The following is a 20,398-nucleotide window of genomic DNA, read 5'->3' on the forward strand; positions in this document are numbered from 1 at the left end:
ACATACTCAAATGAGTGGGCGTGGTGAAACCGGTAGACACGTCAGAATTAGGATCTGATGCCTATTAGGCGTGAGGGTTCGAATCCCTTCGCCCGCACTAATTTTTTATATTTCTTTTTTTATATCCTATATAAATTTGTCTAGGTCTTCCTATAGGATCTCTATTCAATTTCATTTCTTTCCAATGGGCCATCCACCCTGGCAATCTTCCTAAAGCAAACATAACAGTAAACATATCTTTTGGAATGCCTATGGCCTGATAAATAATACCGGAATAAAAATCGATATTAGGATAAAGTTTTTTTTCCACAAAATAGGAATCCTGAAGAGCATTTTTTTCAAGATTTTTTGCCAATTCTAATATTGGATCAGAAATTCCTAATTCTTTAATAACGTTTTCAGCTACTTTTTTAGCTATTTTAGCTCTAGGATCAAAATTTTTATAAATTCGATGTCCAAAACCCATAAGTCGAAATGGATCTTTCTTATTTTTTGCTTTTTCTATCCATTTTTTTATATTTCCTCCACTTTTTAAAATATCTTCTAACATTTCAATTACAGCTTGATTAGCCCCTCCATGTAATTTTCCCCAAAGAGCACTCATCCCTGCAGATATAGATGAAAATAATCCAGCATGAGCAGAACCTAATAAACGAACAGTAGTTGTGGAACAATTTTGTTCATGATCAGCATGTAATATTAAAAGTTTATTCAAAGCATCCGAAATAATTGGATTTTGTTCATAAGATTTATTAGGAATAGAAAAAAACATTTTTAACAGATTGGATATATAATCAAGATGATGATCTGCATGAGAAGGAGGTACCCCTATTTTTTTTCTGTAAGTTAAAGCTGCTAATATAGGTAATTTAGCTAATAAATGAAGATATATATCTTCTTCTTGTAAAGAATTTGTAAATGCATCTAAAGTATAGGTCAATAAAGATAAAATTTCCATTGGATGATAAAAGTTAGGAATATTATCAAGTATTTGGATTATTTTCTGATCAATATGATTAAATTTTTTTATTTTTTCGGAAAAGGATTTTAATTGTGCAGTATTAGGAAGTTCTCCATTTAAAATAAGATAACTCGTTTCTATAAATGAACATTTGTTAATAACTTGTTCAATAGGATATCCTCTATATAAAAGTTCTCCTTTTTCTCCATCTATAAAACTAATAGAACTTTTGGTGATTCCTGTATTTTTAAATCCTGGATCAAATGTAATAAATCCTGTATTTTCTCTTAATTGAGAAATATTAATGGCTTTATCATAAAAAGTTCCATAAATGACAGGCAACTTGTAATGATATCCATTGATATTCAAATTTACGACACTGCACATAAAAATAAATTTTTAAATTTATATAATATAAATAATAAAATATAACTTTTACATTTTTAAAATCATTTCATCAAATGAAATAAGAGTATCAAATCCCTTTTTAGAAAAATAATTTTTCATTCCTTTTCTATAACTTATCAAAACAAAATCTCCGCCCCAAGCTCCTAAACTTTTGATTATTCCTAAATAGTCAGGAAAATATATTTCTTTAATAGTAGGAATATTAAGTATTTTTGATATAATTTTTTCATGTTTGAACAATAATTCTTCGAATTCTTTTAATGTTTTACAAAAAGGAATTTTTCGAGTAATAAAAGATATGGACTCAATATTTTCATAGGATATACTAGATATAGTAGAATGAAAATATTGTATTTCATCACAAGTATTTTTCTTTTTATTGAGATGCAGAAAAAAAAGTTGGTTTTTAAATGGAGGATTAAATTCTATGGGAATAATATGAGGTTTTTTATTACATAATTTATAAATTATGGGTCTTGAAATTGAAACACAAGCGATATCATATCCACTTCCTGGAAAATAGTTTCCTAATAACATGTAAGGGTCTATTTTAGCCCATTTCGCTATATTATTAATTAAAGTAGAACTGCTACCTAACCCCCAATTTCTAGGAAATTCCAATTGTGTTTTAACATATATTCCTAATTCATTAGGTTCATTAGAAAGAAAATTCTTTTGAATTTTTTTAGATTTTAATAATAAATCTCTTAGTTTAATAGCCGTATTTTTTTCTGTTTCATAACAAATGTCTAAAGAAGGAAGCTGAAATATGCCTTCAAACCAAGGTTGATTGACTTCATCGTAACATTTCCAATGCAAAACAGAAGAAAAATTATGTACAAAAATAGTTAATGACTGTCCTTTAATTGTGGGCAAAGCTAATCCATAAGCTCCACAAAGAATAAAATATTCTCCTGTTAACAACAGTTTTCCATGACTATAAAAAAAATGTTTATATTTATGTCTATGCATTATGGATTTATATTTTTTAGACAGAATTTCTTAAAATTTTTTTAATTAAACCTTGTAAAATATTACTTGGACCTATTTCTGTAAATGAAACGGCTCCATGGTCCATCATATTTTTTATGGATTGTTTCCATTTAACTGGAGCAGTCAATTGTTCTACAAGATTCTTTTTTATATCATCAGATTTATTTACAGGTAGAGCGGTTACATTTTGATATATTGGATATTTAGAATCTTTAAAATAAATTTTATTTAAAATTTTTTTAAATTTTTTTTGGGCTGGTTTCATGATTGGAGAATGAAAAGCTCCATGAACAGGAAGAAAAAATATTTTTTTAGCACCTATTTTTTTTAGATAAGAACAAACCCTTCTCAAAGCTTGAATTTCTCCAGAAATAACTAGTTGCTCAGGACTATTATAATTAGATGGAACTATAATCCCATGATCTTTGTTACAAACGTCTTCTATAATAGAATCTTTTAATCCAAATACAACAGCCATACCTCCTGGGTTCAATTCACAAATATTTTGCATAATTGAAGCTCTTTCATTCACTAATTTTAATCCATCTTCAAAAGAAAATACATTAATTGCAGCTAAAGCAGATAATTCACCAAGAGAATGTCCAGCTACCATATCAGGTTCAAAACTATTTGATATTCTTGCTTTGATAACTGAATATATATAAATTGATAATTGTGTGTATTTTGTATTTTTTAAAATATCCATAGATCCTTCAAACATTATAGATGTAATTCGAAAACCTAAGACTTCGTCAGATAATTGAAATAATTTTTTTGCTAAATGAGAATTTTTATATAAATCTTTTCCCATTCCTAAAAATTGAGATCCTTGACCAGAAAATAAATAAGCTTTCATAAAAAAATATTTTAATTTAAAAACTTAAAATTAATTGTTACATGAAAATTACTGATACCCATACCCATTTATACATGAAAGAATTTGATGAAGATATTAGTTTTGTAATACAAAAAGCCTTTCATAAAGGAATCAATAGATTTTTACTTCCTTCTATAGATAGTTCTACTATTCCTAGTCTACTAAAATTAGAAAAAAAATATCCCAATGTATGTTTTTCTATGATAGGATTACATCCTAATAAAGTTCATCCAGTTAGTTTAAAGAAAGAATTGAAAAATATTAAAACATGGTTATATAAACATCCTTTTATTTCTATTGGAGAAATTGGGATGGATTTGCATTCGGAAAAAAAATTTATTTCTGAACAGGAATATGCTTTTCAAACTCAAATAAGATGGGCTAAACAAAAAAAACTACCTATAGTTATACATTGCAGAGAAGCTTTTGATCAAGTTTTTCATATTTTATCAAAAGAAAAAAACTCTTTTCTTAAAGGAGTTTTTCATTGTTTTTCCGGAACTTTGGAGCAAGCTCAAAAGATTATTGACCTTGAAATGAAACTAGGCATTGGAGGAATGATCACTTTTAAAAAAAATCATGTTAGTCAATTTTTACATAAAATATGTTTGAATCATATAATATTAGAAACTGATTCTCCTTATCTTGCTCCACATCCTTTTAGAGGAAAAAGAAACGAACCAAAAAATTTAAGAATAATTTTAGAAAAACTATCACAGATTTATTCTGTATCAGAAGAAAAAATATCTGATATTATTCATTTAAATGTAGAAAAATTATTTTTTACACCATTTTAGATGGATTAATGAATTTTTCAAATTCATCAACAGTCAAATATCCTAATCGAATCGCTTCTTCTTTTAAGGTACTATTATTTTCATAAGCACATTTTGCTATTTCTGCTGATTTTTCGTATCCAATATGAGGATTAAGTGCTGTAACTAACATCAAAGATTTATCCAAAAATTCTTTAATTCTCTGATAATTTGGTTTTATTCCTTTCACGCAAAAAGAAGAAAAAGAAGTGCAAGCATCTGCAAGAAGTTGAGAAGATTGTAAAAAATTATATGCCATTAATGGTTTTGCTACATTCAATTCATAATTTCCTGAAGATCCAGCCATAGAAATGGCTATATCATTTCCTATAACTTGAGTACAAACCATAATAATAGCTTCGCATTGAGTAGGATTCACTTTTCCAGGCATTATAGAAGATCCGGGTTCATTTTTAGGAATGTGAATCTCTCCAATACCTGAACGTGGTCCAGAAGCTAAAAAACGAATATCATTTGATATTTTAATTAAAGAAACAGCTATTTGTTTAAGAGCGCTGTGAGATTCCACTATAGCATCGTGAGATGATAATGCTTCAAACTTATTTTTAGCGACTTTAAAAGGAAATCCAGTATATTTACATATATATTCGGTTACTTTCGTATCGTATCCTTTAGGAGCGTTCAACCCTGTTCCTACAGCTGTTCCTCCTATAGCCAATTCAGAAAGATGATCTAAAGTTTTTTTTAGAGCGTTTAATCCATGATCGATTTGAGAAACATATCCTGAAAATTCTTGTCCTAGAGTAATAGGAGTTGCATCCATAAGATGAGTTCTTCCTATTTTAATGACATTATAAAATAATTTGGATTTTTCTTCCAAAGTTTTTTTTAATTTTTGGATAGAAGGAATAGTTTCTTTTCTTAATTTATTATAAGAAGCTATATGCATTGCTGTAGGAAAGGTGTCGTTAGATGACTGAGACATATTCACATCATCATTAGGATGAATAAAAGGTTTGTTCCTTCCTAACTTTTCTCCCATTAAAACATGAGCTCTATTAGAAATAACCTCGTTTATATTCATGTTAGTATGAGTTCCTGAACCCGTTTGCCATATAACTAAAGGAAATTGATCATTTAATTTTTTTTCTATAATTTCATCACAAACTAAGGATATCATGTCTTTCTTCTTTTTAGATAAAAAACCTAATTCAAAGTTAACATGAGCCGCTGCTTTTTTTAAAAAACCAAATGCATGAATAATTTCTATAGGCATAGAAGCCTCTGCCCCAATCCTAAAGTTTCTTCTAGATCTTTCTGTTTGCGCTCCCCAATATTTATTAGCAGGTACTTCAACAAATCCTAAAATATCTTTTTCTATTCTATATGTCATTGTCCTATTTTTTTACGAAATTATAATATAAAAATTTTATCTATCTATGATTATTAAATTTATAGGATTTTTGTTTTTTTTATTCATAACTATATCTGGTTTTTGGTGTATATTTTTTTTATCTTTTTTTAGTATTTACTGGATTATGAGTATATTAATTAATATGTTTTCAATTCGTTTTTTAAAATATAGGAATGATAAAGACAAGAAAATATAAAATACTTAAAAATAAATACTTTTGGATTAGTATTTTTTTTTTAATATGGATATCTTTTTTTGATTCTAATTCTTTAATGTTACACTTAAAATTTAAAAAAAGTATTCAGGAAATGACATTGAATAGAGATTTTTTAAAAAAAAAATTTTATTAGAAGGAAATAAATTTAAAAAATTAACTACGGATTCTAAATATCTTGAAAAATTAGCAAGAGAAAAATTTTACATGAAAAAAGAAAATGAAGATTTATTTGTTATATCCCAAAATAATATTAACGTCCCATATAAATAAGTAATATACTTAAATCTGAAGGAGATATTCCACTAATTCTTGAAGCTTGAGCCAATGAGATTGGACGATAATAATCCAATTTTTCTCTTGCTTCTGAAGAAAGAGATTTAATTGATTTATAATCAAAATTATTCGGAATTTTAAGACTTTCCAATTTTAATAATTTTTTTGCATTTTCTTTTTCTCTGTTTATATATCCTTTATATTTTATACGAATAGAAACTTGTTCCAATATTTCCTGAGTAAAATCGTTTTTTTTAATTTCTTCTATTAAAAATGGAACAGATATAATGTCTTTAATATCAATTTCAGAACGAGATAAAATAGTTTCTATTTTTTTATTGTGATATATTTTAGGAGATTTTCTAGCAAGTAAGATAGGATTTATAGTTTTTGGATCAAAATTCTTTTTTCGAAATAAATACATACATTTTTCTATCTTAGATTTTTTTCTATCTAGTAGTGTCATTTTATCTTTTGAAATTAAACCTATATTGTATCCCATAGGAGTCAATCTTTCATCAGCATTATCTTGTCGCAATAACATTCTATATTCCGCCCTTGAAGTGAACATTCTATAAGGTTCTTTTGTCCCTTTTGTAATCAAATCATCTATTAAAACTCCAATATAAGCTTGATTTCTTTTAAGAATAAATGGTTCTTTTTTATGAATTTTTAAATGAACATTAATTCCTGCCATTAATCCTTGTGCAGCAGCTTCTTCATATCCAGTTGTTCCGTTAATTTGTCCAGCAAAAAAAAGATTTTCTATAATCTTACTTTCTAAAGTGGCCTTTAATTGTTCTGGAGGAAAATAATCATATTCAATAGCATATCCAGGTTTCAATATTTTTACATTTTCAAAACCTGAAATTTTTTTTAAAGATTGATATTGTATTTTTTCTGGAAAAGAAGTAGAAAATCCATTTATATATACTTCTACAGTATTCCATCCTTCTGGTTCTACAAAGATAGTATGTTCTTTTTTATCCGAAAATCGAAAAACTTTTTCTTCTATAGATGGACAATATCTGGGGCTGACTCCTTGAATAGATCCAGTATGAATTGGAGAATAACTGAAATTATTACGTATAAAATCATGTATTTTTTGATTCGTGTAAGTAATGTAACATTTTTTTTGTTTTTTCAATTTTTTTGTATTATAAAAAAAAGAAAATTTTTTTGGATCTATATCTCCATTTTGAGACTTCATTTTATTATAATTTAAGGAACGTCCATCTACTCTTGGAGATGTTCCTGTTTTCATTCTTCCAAATTTTAATCCAAAATTTTCAGTTAATTGTTCTGTAATTCCTCTTACTTCTTGTTCTGCTATTCTTCCTCCATTAATTTTTTTTTCTCCAATATGTATTTTTCCATTTAAAAAAGTCCCATTTGTAAGTATTACTGTCTTTCCTTTAATTTTTAAACCAAAAAAAGTTTTAACTCCTTTAATTTTATATTTTTCTATTATTAAAGATGTTACTGTATCTTGATACAGATCCAATTGAACATTTTTTTCTATAAAAAATCTCCAATAATAGGAAAATAATTTTCTATCACATTGAGCTCTAGGACTCCACATAGCAGGTCCTTTAGATTTGTTTAGCATTCTGAATTGAATTGTACTAAAATCTGCAATTATTCCTGAATACCCACCTAAAGCATCTATTTCTCGAATGATTTGACCTTTAGCAATTCCTCCTATAGCCGGATTACATGACATTTGACCTATAGTTTGTAAATTAGTGGTAATAAGCAAAGTTTTGGATCCCATATTAGAAGCTGCAGAAGCCGCTTCTACACCAGCATGTCCTCCCCCAACCACAATGACATCATATATATCTAAAAACATGATTTTTATTTAAATTTATTTCAATTTTAAATAAAATTCTTCTTTTCTTTTCATAATTTCTTTATCTATATGATTATGGTCGTCATATCCTAAAAAATGTAATATGGCATGTATCATAACACGTTTTAATTCATTAATAAAAAATTGATTCCATTGTTTGGAGTTATCATAAACACGATCTATACTAATAAATATGTCTCCCGAAATACATTTATTGATAGAATAATTAAACGCAAGTACATCTGTGTAAAAATTTTTTTTTAAATATTTTTTATTCATATCTAAAAGATAATCATCATTACAAAAAATATAGTTAATATTTCCAATATATCTTCCTTCATTGTTTAATAATGTATAGATTTCTTTAATAAAAAAAGATTTTTTTTTGATAAAAAAATTAGAAATTTCATAAAACAATTTAATTCTCATAAAATAATATTTATTATTTTAGAATAATTTTTATTTACATATTTACATATGTTGATAACAACAAAAAAAATAATTCCTAATATATTCACTTTATTAAATTTGTTTTGTGGATGTCTGTCTATTATATTTTTACAATCTAGAAATTTTAATTATTCTGCTGTTGTTACTTTATTTTCAATAATTTTTGATTTTTTGGATGGTTTTTTTGCTAGATTGATCAAAAACGAAAATCCATTTGGAAAAGAATTGGATTCTCTAGCAGACATGGTTTCTTTTGGATTAGTTCCATCTGTAATAGTTTTCCTTTTATTGGAAAAAAAAACCCCAATTCCATTTATTGAATATTTTTCTTTTTTTATTTCCATTATTTCTGCATGTCGTTTAGCTAAATTTAATATTACACCTCATAATAATCATGTAATAGGACTAACAACACCCGTGAATACCCTGTTTTTTTCTTCTTTATCTATCGTAATAATAAATCATCCTATCCTCTTTATTAATAAAAAAATCATATATCTTATTACGATGCTTTCTATGATATTCTTTTCCTGTTATTTTTTAATATCTAAGATTAGAATGTTTTCTTTTGATTTTGAAGATTTTTCTTGGAAAAAGAATAAAATACGTTATATATTTTTATTGATTAGTACATTTCTTTTATTAACTTTACATGTCATGGCATTGCCATGCATTATTATTTTTTATATAATAACCTCAATCTATTTTCATAAAAAATTAAAAAAAAAAAATTCATAATAAAAACATGAAATTAAAACTTCATCGTCCTATTTGTTTTTTTGATATAGAAGCAACAGGAATCAATATAGGAAAAGACAGAATTATAGAAATATCCATATTAAAAATATTTCCAAATGAAAAACAGGAAGATAAAACTTGGTTAATCTGTCCTGGAATTCCTATCCCCCCACAATCAACAGCTATTCATGGCATTAAAGATGAAGATGTAGCAGGAAAATTAAAGTTTAAAGATGTAGCTTTTTCTATTTTTAAAATGATTGAAAATACAGATTTAGCAGGATATAATTCTAATAGATTTGATATTCCAATTTTAGCAGAGGAAATGCTTAGAGCAGGAATATCTTTTGATATTAAAAAATATAAAACTATAGATGTTCAAGTTATATTTCATAAAATGGAACCTAGAACCCTATCTGCTGCCTATAAATATTATTGTAGTAAAGAGCTTCTGAGAGCTCATAGTTCTAAAGCTGATACATTTGCTACATACGAAATATTATTAGCACAATTAGAAAAATATAAAAACTTAAAAAAAGATGTAAAAAGTCTCAATCAATTTTCTCATCAAAAAAACATAGCAGATCTTGCTGGATTCGTTAAAATAGATGAAAAAGGAAATGAAATATTCAATTTTGGAAAATACAAAGGAGAGAAAATTTTTGAAATTTTTGAAAAAGATCCCAATTATTATGGATGGATACAGAATTCAGATTTCCCATTATATACAAAAAAAATATTAACAGGAATTAAATTAAAAAAATTTAATAAATAAATCCCCTAACTCTACCCTATTCTTGTCCTTTAATAAGATCTTTTAATTTTTTCGATATAAAATTTGTAAGATTTTTTCCATGTAGTAAACCTTTAGATAAAAGAGCCAAATTTAAAGCTTCTTGTATAATTTTTTTTCTTTTTTCTTCTGATGTTTCTTTTAATACTTTTTTCATCAAAATATGATTTGCGTTTACTATCAATTGATAATATTTTTCTTGATCTTTTTCTACCATATCTTTTCCTATAGTAGAATTCATTTCTTTTATTCTCCTTAAAAATTCTGGAATGATAATTAAAAAAGGATTATCTTTCTTGGATAAATCTTCTAATTGTATGGAAAATTTGAAATTTTCCATTAGATGATGATGAATAAGATTTTTTAAATCTTGTTTTTCTTTTTCAGAAAGTTCTGAATAAGGTTTATCCTCTTTCCTATAATTAATTAACTTATCAATATGATCTGAATCCACTCGCACAAAACAAATATCTTGATAAGAAAATTCTAATTTTTGTATTAAATGAACTGAAAGTGAACTATCAAGAATTAAAACTTCATAGCATCTATCTTTAGCATCTTTTATATAACTATACTGTTTATCTATATGTGAAGAATAAAGAAAAACAATTTTTTCTTCTTTATTTTTTTGAGTTTCTCTAATTTTATTTCTAAACTCTTCTAGAGTGAAATAATTTTCATCTACAGTACAAAAAACAAAGAACTTGATAGCTTTTTCAAAAAAATTTTGTGAGCTAATCATTCCATACTCTACTATAATTTTTATATCTTTCCATTTTTTTTGAAAATCTTCTCTGTTTTTTCTAAACATAGAATCTAGCTTATCAGCTACTTTTCTGGTTATATATTTAGATATATTTTTAACAGAAGCATCAGATTGCAAATAAGAACGTGATACGTTAAGAGGAATATCTGGAGAATCTATAACTCCTCTTAATAAAATAAGAAAATCTGGTACAACCCCTTCTAAATTATCCGTAATATAAACCTGATTTTGATACAAATGAATTTTATTTTTTTGTATGTCTATTCTTTTTTCTATTTTAGGAAAATATAAAATTCCTGTTAAATGAAAAGGATGATCTATATTTAAATGAATCCAAAATAAAGGATCTTCTAATTGATTTGTATATAATTCATGATAAAAATCCAAATAATTTTTATCGTTCAATCGAAGTGGATTTTTTTTCCAAGCAGGATTAATATTATTGATGACAACTTCTTTTTCTTTATCTTCTTCTTTTGAAGACAAAAAAATTTTAATGGGCATAAATTTACAGTATTTTTGTAATAATTTTAAAATCCGATCATACTCTAAAAATTCTTTATTCTCTTCATTAATAGACAAAACAATTTCTGTTCCTCTATCTTTTTTTTCAATTTCTTTCATGATGAAATTTGGATCTCCTTCACAAGACCAAAATATAGATGATGCGTTTTTTTTATAAGATTGAGTAAATATCATAACTTTGTTTGCCACCATAAAAGAAGAATAAAAACCTAATCCAAAATGCCCAATAATATTAGAAGAATCTGTTGTAGACAGATTTTTATATTTTTTAATAAATTCCTCAGCTCCAGAAAAAGCTATTTGATTAATATATTTATCCACTTCTTCTTCAGTCATTCCTATCCCATTATCTAAAATGTGAAGTGTATTATTTTTTTTATCTATGATAATTTTAACTTTAAAATCATTAATAATATCATACAAATTTTCTAATTTTATTAAAGTTTTTAATTTAACAATAGCATCTATAGCATTAGAAACTAGTTCACGTAAAAAAACTTCTTGATCTGAATAAAGAAACTTTTTAATAATAGGAAAAATATTGTCTGAAGTAACACTAATTTTATTATTTTTCATAGAATATTAACATTGTAGAATAGCAAAGAGAAAGTTATCAAAAATTATACCGTTATTTTTATAATAGACAATATGTCAGATTTTTGTAAAAAAACAATCAATAAATTTTTTTCCATCAAATCCTTTTAAATCTTGTATTTTTTCTCCTGTTCCTAAATATTGTATAGGAATTTTAAATTGATCCATTATTCCTATTACTACTCCTCCTTTAGCTGTCCCTTCTATTTTCGTTAGGATAATAGAAGTAACTGGAACAAAAGAAAGAAATTGTCTGACCTGTTCAAAAGCATTTTGACCAGTTGTTGCATCTAAAATCAGTATAATCTCATGAGGAGATTCAGGTATTATTTTTTTCATGACTCTACTAATTTTAGAAAGTTCTTCCATAAGATGGATTCGATTTTGTAATCTTCCGGCTGTATCAATTAGAACTACATCTTTTTTTTTAGATTTCGCCGATTGTAAAGTATCATATGCCACAGATGCTGGATCCGCATACATATGTTGTTTAATTAAAGGAACTTCAGCTTTATTTGACCATATTTCAAGTTGATCAATAGCAGCCGCTCTAAATGTATCTGCAGCACCTATAATGACATGAAAACCCTTTTTTTTTAGAAAAAAAGACAATTTTCCAATTGTCGTCGTTTTTCCTACCCCATTTACTCCTACTATCAGGATAACATATGGTATTTTTTCATTTTCCTTTATTTTTGTTTCTAAACAAACATTTTCAATATTTATAAAGAGATTTTCAATTTCTTCTTTAAGAAGATCGTAAATATCCTGTAAACTTCTATATTTATCTCTTTGAATTCTTTTTTCTAAATTATCAATAATTTTGATAGTAGTTTGTGTTCCTATATCTGCAGATAATAATATTTCTTCTATAGAATCAATAACATTTATATCTATTTTGGATTTTTTCAAAAATAGATTTTTGATTTTAGAAAATAAAGATTCTCTAGTTTTTTTTAATTCATGATTGAATGTTTGACTTATTTTTTTCTTGTGTTTTAAAAACATGATATACATCACTTTTTTGTAAAAAAAATCTTGATTTCTTCATCAGAAATCATTTTATTTTCAAAGGTATAATAACCTGACTTTTTAGATTTAACTATTTTTATGGCCAAAGTCATTTTTTTTGAAATCTTTTTTTTTTGGGGATCTACTCCTTTTACTCCTTTTTTAGACATTTTTTTTATATGATTTTATTTAATTTCTTTATGAACTGTATATTTTCTTAATATTGGATTATATTTTTTTAGCTCAATTCTATTTGGAGTATTTTTTTTATTTTTCGTTGTAATATACCTAGAACAACCAGGTACTCCAATTTTTCTTTGTTCAATACATTCTAGTATGATTTGTATTCTATTTCCTTTTTTTCCCATTTCATTTAATATTTGTATTTAAAACGTTTTAAAACTTTTTCTATTCCTATTTTATTGATAAGTTTAATAATAGAAGTGCAAATTTTTAAAGTAATCCATTTTTTTTCTTTTATTAAAAAAAAACGTTTTCTACATAAATTAATGTTAAAACGACGTTTTTTTTTGTTATTTGCATGAGAAACTCGATTTCCCATCATTGCTTTTTTTCCTGTCAATTCACAAATTTTTGACATAAAAATTTTTTTTGTTAACTTGCCAAAATGGCTGTACATTAAATATAAATAATAAAATAATATAAAAGACATTTCATGTCAGGACATAGCAAATGGTCAAATATACAACATAGAAAATCGAATCAAGATTTCAAAAAATCTAAGAAATTTTCTAAAATTATTAAAGAGATTTCTATGGCCGTAAAAGAATCAGGCACAAACAATTCTCGTTTTAGAAATGCGGTTTCGAATGCTAAATCGTTCAACATTCCTAAAAATACTATAGAAAAGGCTATAAAAAAAGCTTTGCAAATCAAAACAGATGGGTACAAAAATTTGGATTTAGAAGGATTAATTCACGGAATTAGTCTGATTATAGAATGTGTGACGAATAATAGCATTAGAACAACCTCCAATATTCGAATCCTTTTTAATAAAAATAAAGGAAGATTATGTCATAACGGAGAATTAACTCATTTTTTTCATAAAATGGGTGTTTTTTGTGTAAAAAAAAAGGATATCCATTATTCAGTGGAAGATTTTGAACTTATGACAATAGATTTTGGAGCTAAAGATTTTATAGAAGATCATGATATAATTTATTTATATACAGATTTTGAATATTTTGGATCTATGAAAAATAGTTTGGATAAGTTAGAAATACTTCATAAGTATAAAGTGAAACGTATTCCTAGACAAATGAAATACATTTCAGAAGAAAAAAAAAATAAAGTTTTAGATTTAATTGAAAAACTTTACCTAAATGAAGATGTAGAAAATATTTACTCAAATATAGATGAAAATAAAAAGTAGAATGTCCTATCGCATTTTTTTTTAACAAAAAATGAGGAAAGTCCGGACACCGTAGAGCAACACAATGGGTAACTCCCATCCATCGTAAGGTGAGGAATAGTGCAACAGAAAGAAAGTACAGATATAATTTATTAATTGCTGTAGTGAAATCATGTAAACTCTGTGTGGTGAAATGCCATGTATACCGGAAAACTAGCTCGGTTGAAACCGGGGGGTAGGCAGATTGAGATCATGGGTAACCTAGATCCTAGATAAATGATAGGTGTAAAAACAGAATCCGGCTTATAATTCTACTTTTTCGGAGAGGTGGCCGAGAGGATTAAGGCGCACGTCTGGAAAGCGTGTTCACCAAAAAGTGTCAAGGGTTCGAATCCCTTTCTCTCCGCTTTTATTCTTTATTATAAGTTTTCTATATCCTTTAATTTTTTTTCTATCAAATGAGTTCGAACTTTTAATAATCGATCTATGTCTTTGGAAGCCCCTTGTAATTTGTATTGAGCCTGATGAAGTAATAATCCAAATTTTGTGAATTCTTGTTTTACCGTTTCTAAAACTTGCCACACTTCAGAACTCCTTTTTTGAATAGCTAAAGTTCGGAACCCAATTTGCAAACTATTTAATATAGCAGCCAATGTAGACGGTCCTGCTATTACTGTTTTGTATTTTCTTAATAATTCTTCTAATAAACTAGAGTTTCTTGTTATTTCAGCATATATGCCTTCAAAAGGCAAAAAAAGTATAGCAAAATCAGTAGTATGTGGAGGGTCTACATATTTTTCTTTAATGTCTTTGGCCATTTTTTTAAGTACAGATTCCATATTTTTTATAGCTGTTTCTATATTTTTTTTTTCTCCATTATGATAAGCTTTTTGTACTTTTTCATAAGTTTCTTTTGGAAATTTAACATCAATAGGTAACCATATCATATTTCCATCTTCAATCCCTGGAAGTTTAATCGCAAATTCTACTACAAAATTTGTACTAGATTTGGTCACAACATTAGAAGCATATTGTTCTGGAGACAGAATTTGCTGTAAAAGCATTGAGAGCTGCATTTCGCTAAAACTTCCACATATTTTTACATGATTTAAGGTTCTTTTTAAAGAACTCACATCTTTCGCTAAAATCTTCATTTCTCCCAAACCCTCTTGTAAAAAGAATAATTGATTTCCAATCATCTCAAATGATTTACCCAGATGTACATTTAAAGAAGTTTGAAGTTTGTCATTAACATTTTCTCTTATTTCCTCAAGTTTTTTTTCAAAAATTTTAAGAAATTTTTCATGAGATGTATAAAAAGAATTCAATTTTTTATCTTGGTTTTCAGTATAAAATTGAACTTTTTGATCAATAACATCCTGAAAAACTTTTATGTTTTGTATTAAACCATTTTTTACTTCAATTAAAGAATCACCAATTTCGGTTCTACTATATTTAGATAATTTATGAATTTCATTCTGTTGATCTTTAAATTCTTTTCTAAAGAACAATTCTAATTTTCTAAAAAAATATATGCATATGAATAAAATAAAAAAAGAAAAAAGTATAAATGAATAATACATTCATATAAATAAAAAAAATAGCGGGAATAGGACTCGAACCTATGACCTTCGGGTTATGAGCCCGACGAGCTACCAACTGCTCCATCCCGCGAATATTATATTTGTGAATATAATGTTTTTCATTTACAAAATCAAATATTAAAAAAAATTTATTCTATCCATTCATAGATATTAAAAATTCTTCATTATTTTGAGTTCTAGCCATTCTAGATCTTAAAAAATCCATAGCTTCTACTGGATTCATATCGGAAAGATGTTTTCGTAAAATCCACATTCTTTGTAATGTATTTTGATCAAGTAAAAGATCATCTTTTCTAGTACTAGAAGATACAAGATCAATAGCTGGATAAATTCGTTTATTAGCTATTTTTCTGTCTAATTGAAGCTCTTTATTTCCTGTTCCTTTAAATTCTTCAAAAATTACTTCATCCATTTTTGATCCTGTATCGATCATGGCTGTGGCAATTATCGATAAAGATCCTCCATTTTCTATGTTTCTAGCAGCTCCAAAAAATCTTTTGGGTCTATGTAATGCATTTGCATCTACTCCTCCTGATAACACCTTTCCAGATGCAGGAGCAACAGTGTTATACGCACGTGCTAAGCGTGTAATGGAATCTAACAATATGACGACGTCATGTGAACATTCTACCATTCTTTTTGCTTTTTGTAAAACAATGTTGGCTACTTTAACATGTCGATCCGCTGGTTCATCAAAAGTAGATGCAATAACTTCTCCTTTCACGTTTCTTTGCATATCTGTAACTTCTTCCGGACGTTCATCTATCAATAATATAATTAAATATACTTCAGGATGATTAGCTGCAATAGCATTTGCTATTTCTTTTAATAAAGTAGTTTTTCCTGTTTTAGGAGGAGCCACGATCATTCCTCTTTGTCCTTTTCCTATAGGAGTAAAAAGATCTACAATTCTTGTAGAAAGAGTAGCATTTTTTTCAGCTAATTTGAATTTTTCATTTGGAAATAGTGGCGTCAAATGCTCAAAAGAATCTCTATCTCTTACAAAAGAAGGTGATCTTCCATTAATCTCAAGAATTTTAATTAGGGGGAAATATTTCTCACCATCTTTAGGTGGACGAACTTCTCCCCTTATTGTATCTCCTGTTTTCATTCCAAAAAGTCTAATTTGAGATTGGGAAACGTAAATATCATCAGGAGATGATAAATAATTAAAATCAGAAGATCTCAAGAATCCGTAATTTTCTGGCATAATTTCCAATACACCTTCACTTATTATTATTCCTTCAAATTCGTATTCAGGAGTACGGTATTTATTAGGAGAAATTTTTTGTGATCCTATTTCTGTTCCGTGAGATGATGATATATTCTGAGTTTCAAATCTATCATTTTTTTTCCAATTAGAAAAATTTTGATGCTTTTTTTGAAATTTTGGGGATTCTTCTGAAAATTTAGAATTATAATTTTTTAAATGTTCTTGAGAAATCAATTTTTTTTTACCATTTATGCTTTTTTTTTCTGAAAATGAATTTTTAGATTCAGTATTTTTTCGCATATTAAATCCTTTTTTTAAAGAATTTTCCCTTTTTGAATGTGCAGAAGTTTTTTTATTATTAAAAATGGAAATAATTTTTTCTAGGAGTTCGTTTTTTCGAAGTTGTGTACATTTTTTTAATCCTGATGAACGGGCAATCTCCTGTAATTCAAAAAGTTTTTTACTTTTTAATTCAGTAATATCAAACATAAAGTGATTGGGTTTTATATATGTATATGCTTGGTAAGTAATATACTTTGAGTGTATTAACTTAATATTAATAATAATAACTTATGAAAAATAACTTAGAAACGATAAATACAATTATACAAAAAATTAATTTGAAAATAACAAATTACAAAATAATTTAATCTTTATATTATTATATTATGTTATATAGAATACAAACATTATATTTATTTATTTCTATTTTTATTTACTTTGTCTTCATATATTTTTTATATCCTTTAAATATTAATTTTAATCAAAATCTAATTGATTTTTTTTATTTGTATTTGTGTTTGAAAAAAATAATTAGAATGATTCTAATCATATGTTTATCTCTATCTATTTTCAGTTTTTTTCTTTTTAAGAAAAAAAAATTGCAAATATTTATAAATAAAATTAATATACTTTTTAATACAATTCATGTATTAATCCTTTTTTTTTCAGACTATCAATTGAATAAATACGAGTTTAGTTCAATAATCACACTTCTTTCTTTATGTATATGTGTTTTGTGTATGTCAAACATAGCTATAAAAAAAGATATAAAATTAATCGATTCTATAAATCGAATACGATAAACAAGAGTATTCTTGATTAAAAAGAATTTTTATGAAAAATTTATAATAGATGAAAAAAACTTTATTAATTCAAAAGTTGGAAGTTTTCAAAAAGGAATTTTATGAAATTTCAAAATCAATCATACAACCCAGTATTATATCTGATCAAAAAGAATATAAAAAATTATTAAAAAAATACACAAAATTAGAAAAAATAGTTACTCTTTATGAAGAGTACAACAAAAAGTTATCTCTACTTGAAGAAATAAATTTCATTTTAAAAAATGACTCAAATACAGAAATGAAGGAATTCGCTTCAACAGAAAAATACAAAGTTTTAGAAAATTTATCTTTCATTGAAAAAAAATTCGAAAATCTCCTCTTTTCTTCAAAAGAAAAATATACAACAGAAGATCATAGAAATGCTGCTATAGTAGAACTACGTTCTGGAACAGGAGGAGACGAAGCATGTCTTTTTGTTGAAGATATATTAAGAATGTATACTATGTATTTTAAAAAATCAGGTTGGAAATATAAAATCATACATGCTCAAAAAGGAGGAGTCAAAGGATATAAAGAAATTATTTTAGAAATTTATGGAGAAAAAGGAGTTTATGGAAATTTAAAATTCGAATCTGGAGTACACAGAGTACAAAGAATTCCAAAAACAGAATCTCAAGGAAGAGTTCATACATCTGCTATAACCGTTGCAGTTTTTCCTAAAGTTGAAGATATAGAAGTCGATATTAATTTATCTGATATAAAAAAAGATACTTTTAGATCTAGTGGGGCTGGAGGTCAGCATGTTAATAAAACAGAATCTGCTGTACGATTAACCCATATTCCAAGTAAAATTACAGTAGAATGTCAAGAAGAACGTTCTCAACATAAAAATTTCGAAAAAGCTATAAGTATTTTACGATCACGTATTTATCAAAATGAAAAAGAAAAAAGATTAAAAAAAATATCGATAAAAAGAAAATCTTTGGTTTCTACAGGAGATCGTTCCGTAAAAATTAGAACCTATAATTATCCCAAAAATAGAGTTACGGATCATAGAATTCATAAATCTATTTATGATCTTTCAGGATTTATGAATGGAAATATTCAAAAAATGATTAATTTATTAAAATTATTTGAAAAAAAATCAATCTAAATTTAGATTATCTAAAAAACTTGTATTATAATTTCCTTTTACAAAATCATTATTTTGCATGAGTTTTCTGAGAAAAGGAAGTGTAGTATGTATACCTTCTATTACAAATTCATCTAAAGAACGACGCATTTTTTCAATAGTTTCTTTTCTGCTTTTTGCCGTGGTAATAATTTTAGCAATCATAGAATCATAATAATGTGGAACAAGATATCCTGCATAAATATGTGTATCAATACGTACGCCTTTTCCACCAGGTAAATGCATTTGAGTAATTTTACCAGAAACTGGACGAAAATTATGATACGGTTCTTCTGCATTAATTCTACATTCTATTGAATACATTTTTGGATAAAAAAAATTTTTTTTTATAGAAAGTTTTTCTCCATTAGCTAAAAATATTTGTTCTTGAATTAAATCTAATCCTGTTATTTCCTCAGTTATAGTATGTTCCACTTGTATTCTCGGATTCATTTCCATGAAATAAAAATTTTTATTTTGATCTACCAAAAATTCTATAGTCCCTACTCCTTCATAATGAATATACTTAGCAGCTTTTACTGCTTCTTCTCCCATTTTTTTTCTAAGAGATGTAGTTAAAAACGGAGAAGGCGCTTCTTCTACCAATTTTTGATTTCTCCTTTGAATTGAACAATCTCTTTCTGATAAATGACATGCTTCTCCATATTTATCTCCTATAATTTGAATTTCTATGTGTCTTGGATTTAAAAGAAATTTTTCTATATACATATCTTTTTTTCTGAAACAAGACCAAGCCTCTTTTTTAGCTTCTTCCCAAGAATCTTTTAAATGATTTTTATCTAAAACAGATCGGATTCCTTTTCCTCCACCTCCAGAAACAGCTTTTATAATAATTGGATATCCTATTTTATCTGCAATTTTTTCTATTTCTTGATAAGATGATTCAATAAAACAATCAGATCCAGGCAAACAAGAAATGCCAACTTTTTTCATAGTTTTTTTGGCTAAAATTTTATTTCCCATTTGAATCATATGACTAGGGTTTGCCCCTATAAACTTTATCCCATGTTTATGACACATGGAAGAAAAATATGCATTTTCAGATAAAAATCCATATCCAGGATGGATTGCATCTACATTTGTAATTTCTGCCGCAGAAATCAAATTTGGAATATTTAAATAAGATTGATAAGGAGGGGGGGGGCCTATGCATACAGCTTCATCCGCAAAATAAACATGAAGACTATGTTTATCTGCTGTAGAATAAACAGCTACAGTTCTAATTCCCATTTCTTTAGCCGTTCGTATAATTCGTAAAGCAATTTCTCCACGATTAGCAATTAATATTTTTTTAAACATAAA

20 protein-coding genes, 3 tRNA genes and 1 other RNA gene are annotated in these 20,398 nt (G+C 26.4%); 9 read left to right on the forward strand and 15 right to left on the reverse strand.

The features are described 5' to 3' along the window. Positions 1–14: 14 nt before the first annotated feature. Positions 15–97: transfer RNA gene (locus tag H0H74_RS00505), tRNA-Leu, on the forward strand. Here the strand turns inward: H0H74_RS00505 and H0H74_RS00510 are convergent. The 3 genes from H0H74_RS00510 to fabD are packed head-to-tail and all read right to left on the reverse strand — an operon-like array spanning position 98 to position 3,218. After that, complete coding sequence (locus tag H0H74_RS00510) at positions 98–1,348, reverse strand: citrate synthase (RefSeq protein WP_185849314.1); 1,251 nt, start codon at positions 1,346–1,348, stop codon at positions 98–100. 48 nt (positions 1,349–1,396) lie between these two features. After that, positions 1,397–2,341, reverse strand: a complete 945-nt coding sequence (locus H0H74_RS00515; RefSeq protein ID WP_185849315.1) for a GYDIA family GHMP kinase — start codon at positions 2,339–2,341, stop codon at positions 1,397–1,399. Between the two features lie 16 nt (positions 2,342–2,357). Next, the gene (fabD, locus tag H0H74_RS00520) at positions 2,358–3,218 is read right to left on the reverse strand and encodes an ACP S-malonyltransferase (RefSeq protein WP_185849316.1); all 861 of its coding nucleotides are present in this window, start codon (positions 3,216–3,218) and stop codon (positions 2,358–2,360) included. Positions 3,219–3,259: 41 nt separating this feature from the next. On the opposite strand from fabD, the gene H0H74_RS00525 reads away from it, so the two are divergent. Continuing rightward, the gene (locus tag H0H74_RS00525) at positions 3,260–4,036 is read left to right on the forward strand and encodes a TatD family hydrolase (protein WP_185849317.1); all 777 of its coding nucleotides are present in this window, start codon (positions 3,260–3,262) and stop codon (positions 4,034–4,036) included. On the opposite strand, the gene fumC is transcribed toward H0H74_RS00525, so the two are convergent. The 3 genes from fumC to ybeY all read right to left on the reverse strand — a co-directional run bounded on the left by fumC (position 4,023) and on the right by ybeY (position 8,200). Beyond that, on the reverse strand, positions 4,023–5,408 hold the full coding sequence (fumC, locus tag H0H74_RS00530; RefSeq protein WP_185849318.1) for a class II fumarate hydratase: 1,386 nt from the start codon (positions 5,406–5,408) through the stop codon (positions 4,023–4,025). The two genes, H0H74_RS00525 and fumC, sit on opposite strands and share 14 nt — an antisense overlap. Positions 5,409–5,896: 488 nt before the next feature. Continuing rightward, complete coding sequence (gene mnmG / locus H0H74_RS00535; protein ID WP_185849319.1) at positions 5,897–7,771, reverse strand: tRNA uridine-5-carboxymethylaminomethyl(34) synthesis enzyme MnmG; 1,875 nt, start codon at positions 7,769–7,771, stop codon at positions 5,897–5,899. A 15-nt stretch (positions 7,772–7,786) separates the two neighbouring features. Continuing rightward, entirely contained in the window at positions 7,787–8,200 is a 414-nt protein-coding gene (ybeY, locus tag H0H74_RS00540) for an rRNA maturation RNase YbeY (protein ID WP_185849320.1), read from the reverse strand. Between the two features lie 48 nt (positions 8,201–8,248). Between ybeY and H0H74_RS00545 the strand changes: the two genes are divergently transcribed. Further along, on the forward strand, positions 8,249–8,959 hold the full coding sequence (locus H0H74_RS00545; RefSeq protein WP_185849321.1) for a CDP-alcohol phosphatidyltransferase family protein: 711 nt from the start codon (positions 8,249–8,251) through the stop codon (positions 8,957–8,959). A 7-nt stretch (positions 8,960–8,966) separates the two neighbouring features. After that, positions 8,967–9,734, forward strand: a complete 768-nt coding sequence (locus H0H74_RS00550; protein WP_185849322.1) for a 3'-5' exonuclease — start codon at positions 8,967–8,969, stop codon at positions 9,732–9,734. A gap of 16 nt (positions 9,735–9,750) precedes the next feature. Here H0H74_RS00550 and htpG read toward each other — a convergent pair whose 3' ends face one another. The 5 genes from htpG to rpmB form a co-directional block, all read right to left on the reverse strand. After that, on the reverse strand, positions 9,751–11,619 hold the full coding sequence (gene htpG / locus H0H74_RS00555; protein WP_185849323.1) for a molecular chaperone HtpG: 1,869 nt from the start codon (positions 11,617–11,619) through the stop codon (positions 9,751–9,753). Between the two features lie 75 nt (positions 11,620–11,694). Continuing rightward, the gene (gene ftsY, locus H0H74_RS00560; protein WP_394798659.1) at positions 11,695–12,645 is read right to left on the reverse strand and encodes a signal recognition particle-docking protein FtsY; all 951 of its coding nucleotides are present in this window, start codon (positions 12,643–12,645) and stop codon (positions 11,695–11,697) included. 8 nt (positions 12,646–12,653) lie between these two features. Further along, on the reverse strand, positions 12,654–12,818 hold the full coding sequence (locus tag H0H74_RS00565) for a DUF4295 family protein (protein ID WP_185849325.1): 165 nt from the start codon (positions 12,816–12,818) through the stop codon (positions 12,654–12,656). Between the two features lie 15 nt (positions 12,819–12,833). After that, positions 12,834–13,016 (reverse strand): 50S ribosomal protein L33, encoded by a 183-nt coding sequence (rpmG, locus tag H0H74_RS00570; RefSeq protein ID WP_185849326.1) that lies wholly within the window; start codon positions 13,014–13,016, stop codon positions 12,834–12,836. A gap of 5 nt (positions 13,017–13,021) precedes the next feature. Next, entirely contained in the window at positions 13,022–13,249 is a 228-nt protein-coding gene (gene rpmB, locus H0H74_RS00575; protein ID WP_185849327.1) for a 50S ribosomal protein L28, read from the reverse strand. A gap of 75 nt (positions 13,250–13,324) precedes the next feature. Between rpmB and H0H74_RS00580 the strand changes: the two genes are divergently transcribed. The 3 genes from H0H74_RS00580 to H0H74_RS00590 all read left to right on the forward strand — a co-directional run bounded on the left by H0H74_RS00580 (position 13,325) and on the right by H0H74_RS00590 (position 14,426). Next, positions 13,325–14,041 carry a YebC/PmpR family DNA-binding transcriptional regulator gene (locus tag H0H74_RS00580; protein ID WP_185849328.1) on the forward strand — a complete coding sequence of 239 codons (717 nt, stop codon included), beginning with the start codon at positions 13,325–13,327 and terminating at the stop codon, positions 14,039–14,041. Continuing rightward, positions 14,035–14,342: RNase P RNA component class A (rnpB, locus tag H0H74_RS00585), an RNA gene on the forward strand. The genes H0H74_RS00580 and rnpB overlap by 7 nt, the downstream gene beginning before the upstream one ends. Beyond that, positions 14,342–14,426 (forward strand) — tRNA-Ser (locus H0H74_RS00590). The genes rnpB and H0H74_RS00590 overlap by 1 nt, the downstream gene beginning before the upstream one ends. Positions 14,427–14,439: 13 nt before the next feature. Here H0H74_RS00590 and H0H74_RS00595 read toward each other — a convergent pair. The 3 genes from H0H74_RS00595 to rho all read right to left on the reverse strand — a co-directional run bounded on the left by H0H74_RS00595 (position 14,440) and on the right by rho (position 17,326). Then, entirely contained in the window at positions 14,440–15,531 is a 1,092-nt protein-coding gene (locus H0H74_RS00595) for a DNA recombination protein RmuC (protein WP_238784100.1), read from the reverse strand. Between the two features lie 90 nt (positions 15,532–15,621). Beyond that, positions 15,622–15,694: transfer RNA gene (locus tag H0H74_RS00600), tRNA-Met, on the reverse strand. A gap of 63 nt (positions 15,695–15,757) precedes the next feature. Then, positions 15,758–17,326 (reverse strand): transcription termination factor Rho, encoded by a 1,569-nt coding sequence (rho, locus tag H0H74_RS00605; protein WP_185849330.1) that lies wholly within the window; start codon positions 17,324–17,326, stop codon positions 15,758–15,760. Between the two features lie 179 nt (positions 17,327–17,505). Here rho and H0H74_RS00610 point away from each other — a divergent pair, with 179 nt between their 5' ends. Next, on the forward strand, positions 17,506–17,922 hold the full coding sequence (locus H0H74_RS00610; protein ID WP_185849331.1) for a DUF4293 family protein: 417 nt from the start codon (positions 17,506–17,508) through the stop codon (positions 17,920–17,922). A 49-nt stretch (positions 17,923–17,971) separates the two neighbouring features. After that, entirely contained in the window at positions 17,972–19,057 is a 1,086-nt protein-coding gene (gene prfA, locus H0H74_RS00615; RefSeq protein ID WP_185849332.1) for a peptide chain release factor 1, read from the forward strand. Here the strand turns inward: prfA and accC are convergent. Then, positions 19,049–20,395 (reverse strand): acetyl-CoA carboxylase biotin carboxylase subunit, encoded by a 1,347-nt coding sequence (gene accC / locus H0H74_RS00620; RefSeq protein WP_185849333.1) that lies wholly within the window; start codon positions 20,393–20,395, stop codon positions 19,049–19,051. The genes prfA and accC overlap by 9 nt on opposite strands. Positions 20,396–20,398: the final 3 nt, after the last annotated feature.

The organism is Blattabacterium cuenoti (assembly GCF_014251315.1).
GTDB lineage: Bacteria > Bacteroidota > Bacteroidia > Flavobacteriales > Blattabacteriaceae > Blattabacterium > Blattabacterium cuenoti_AJ.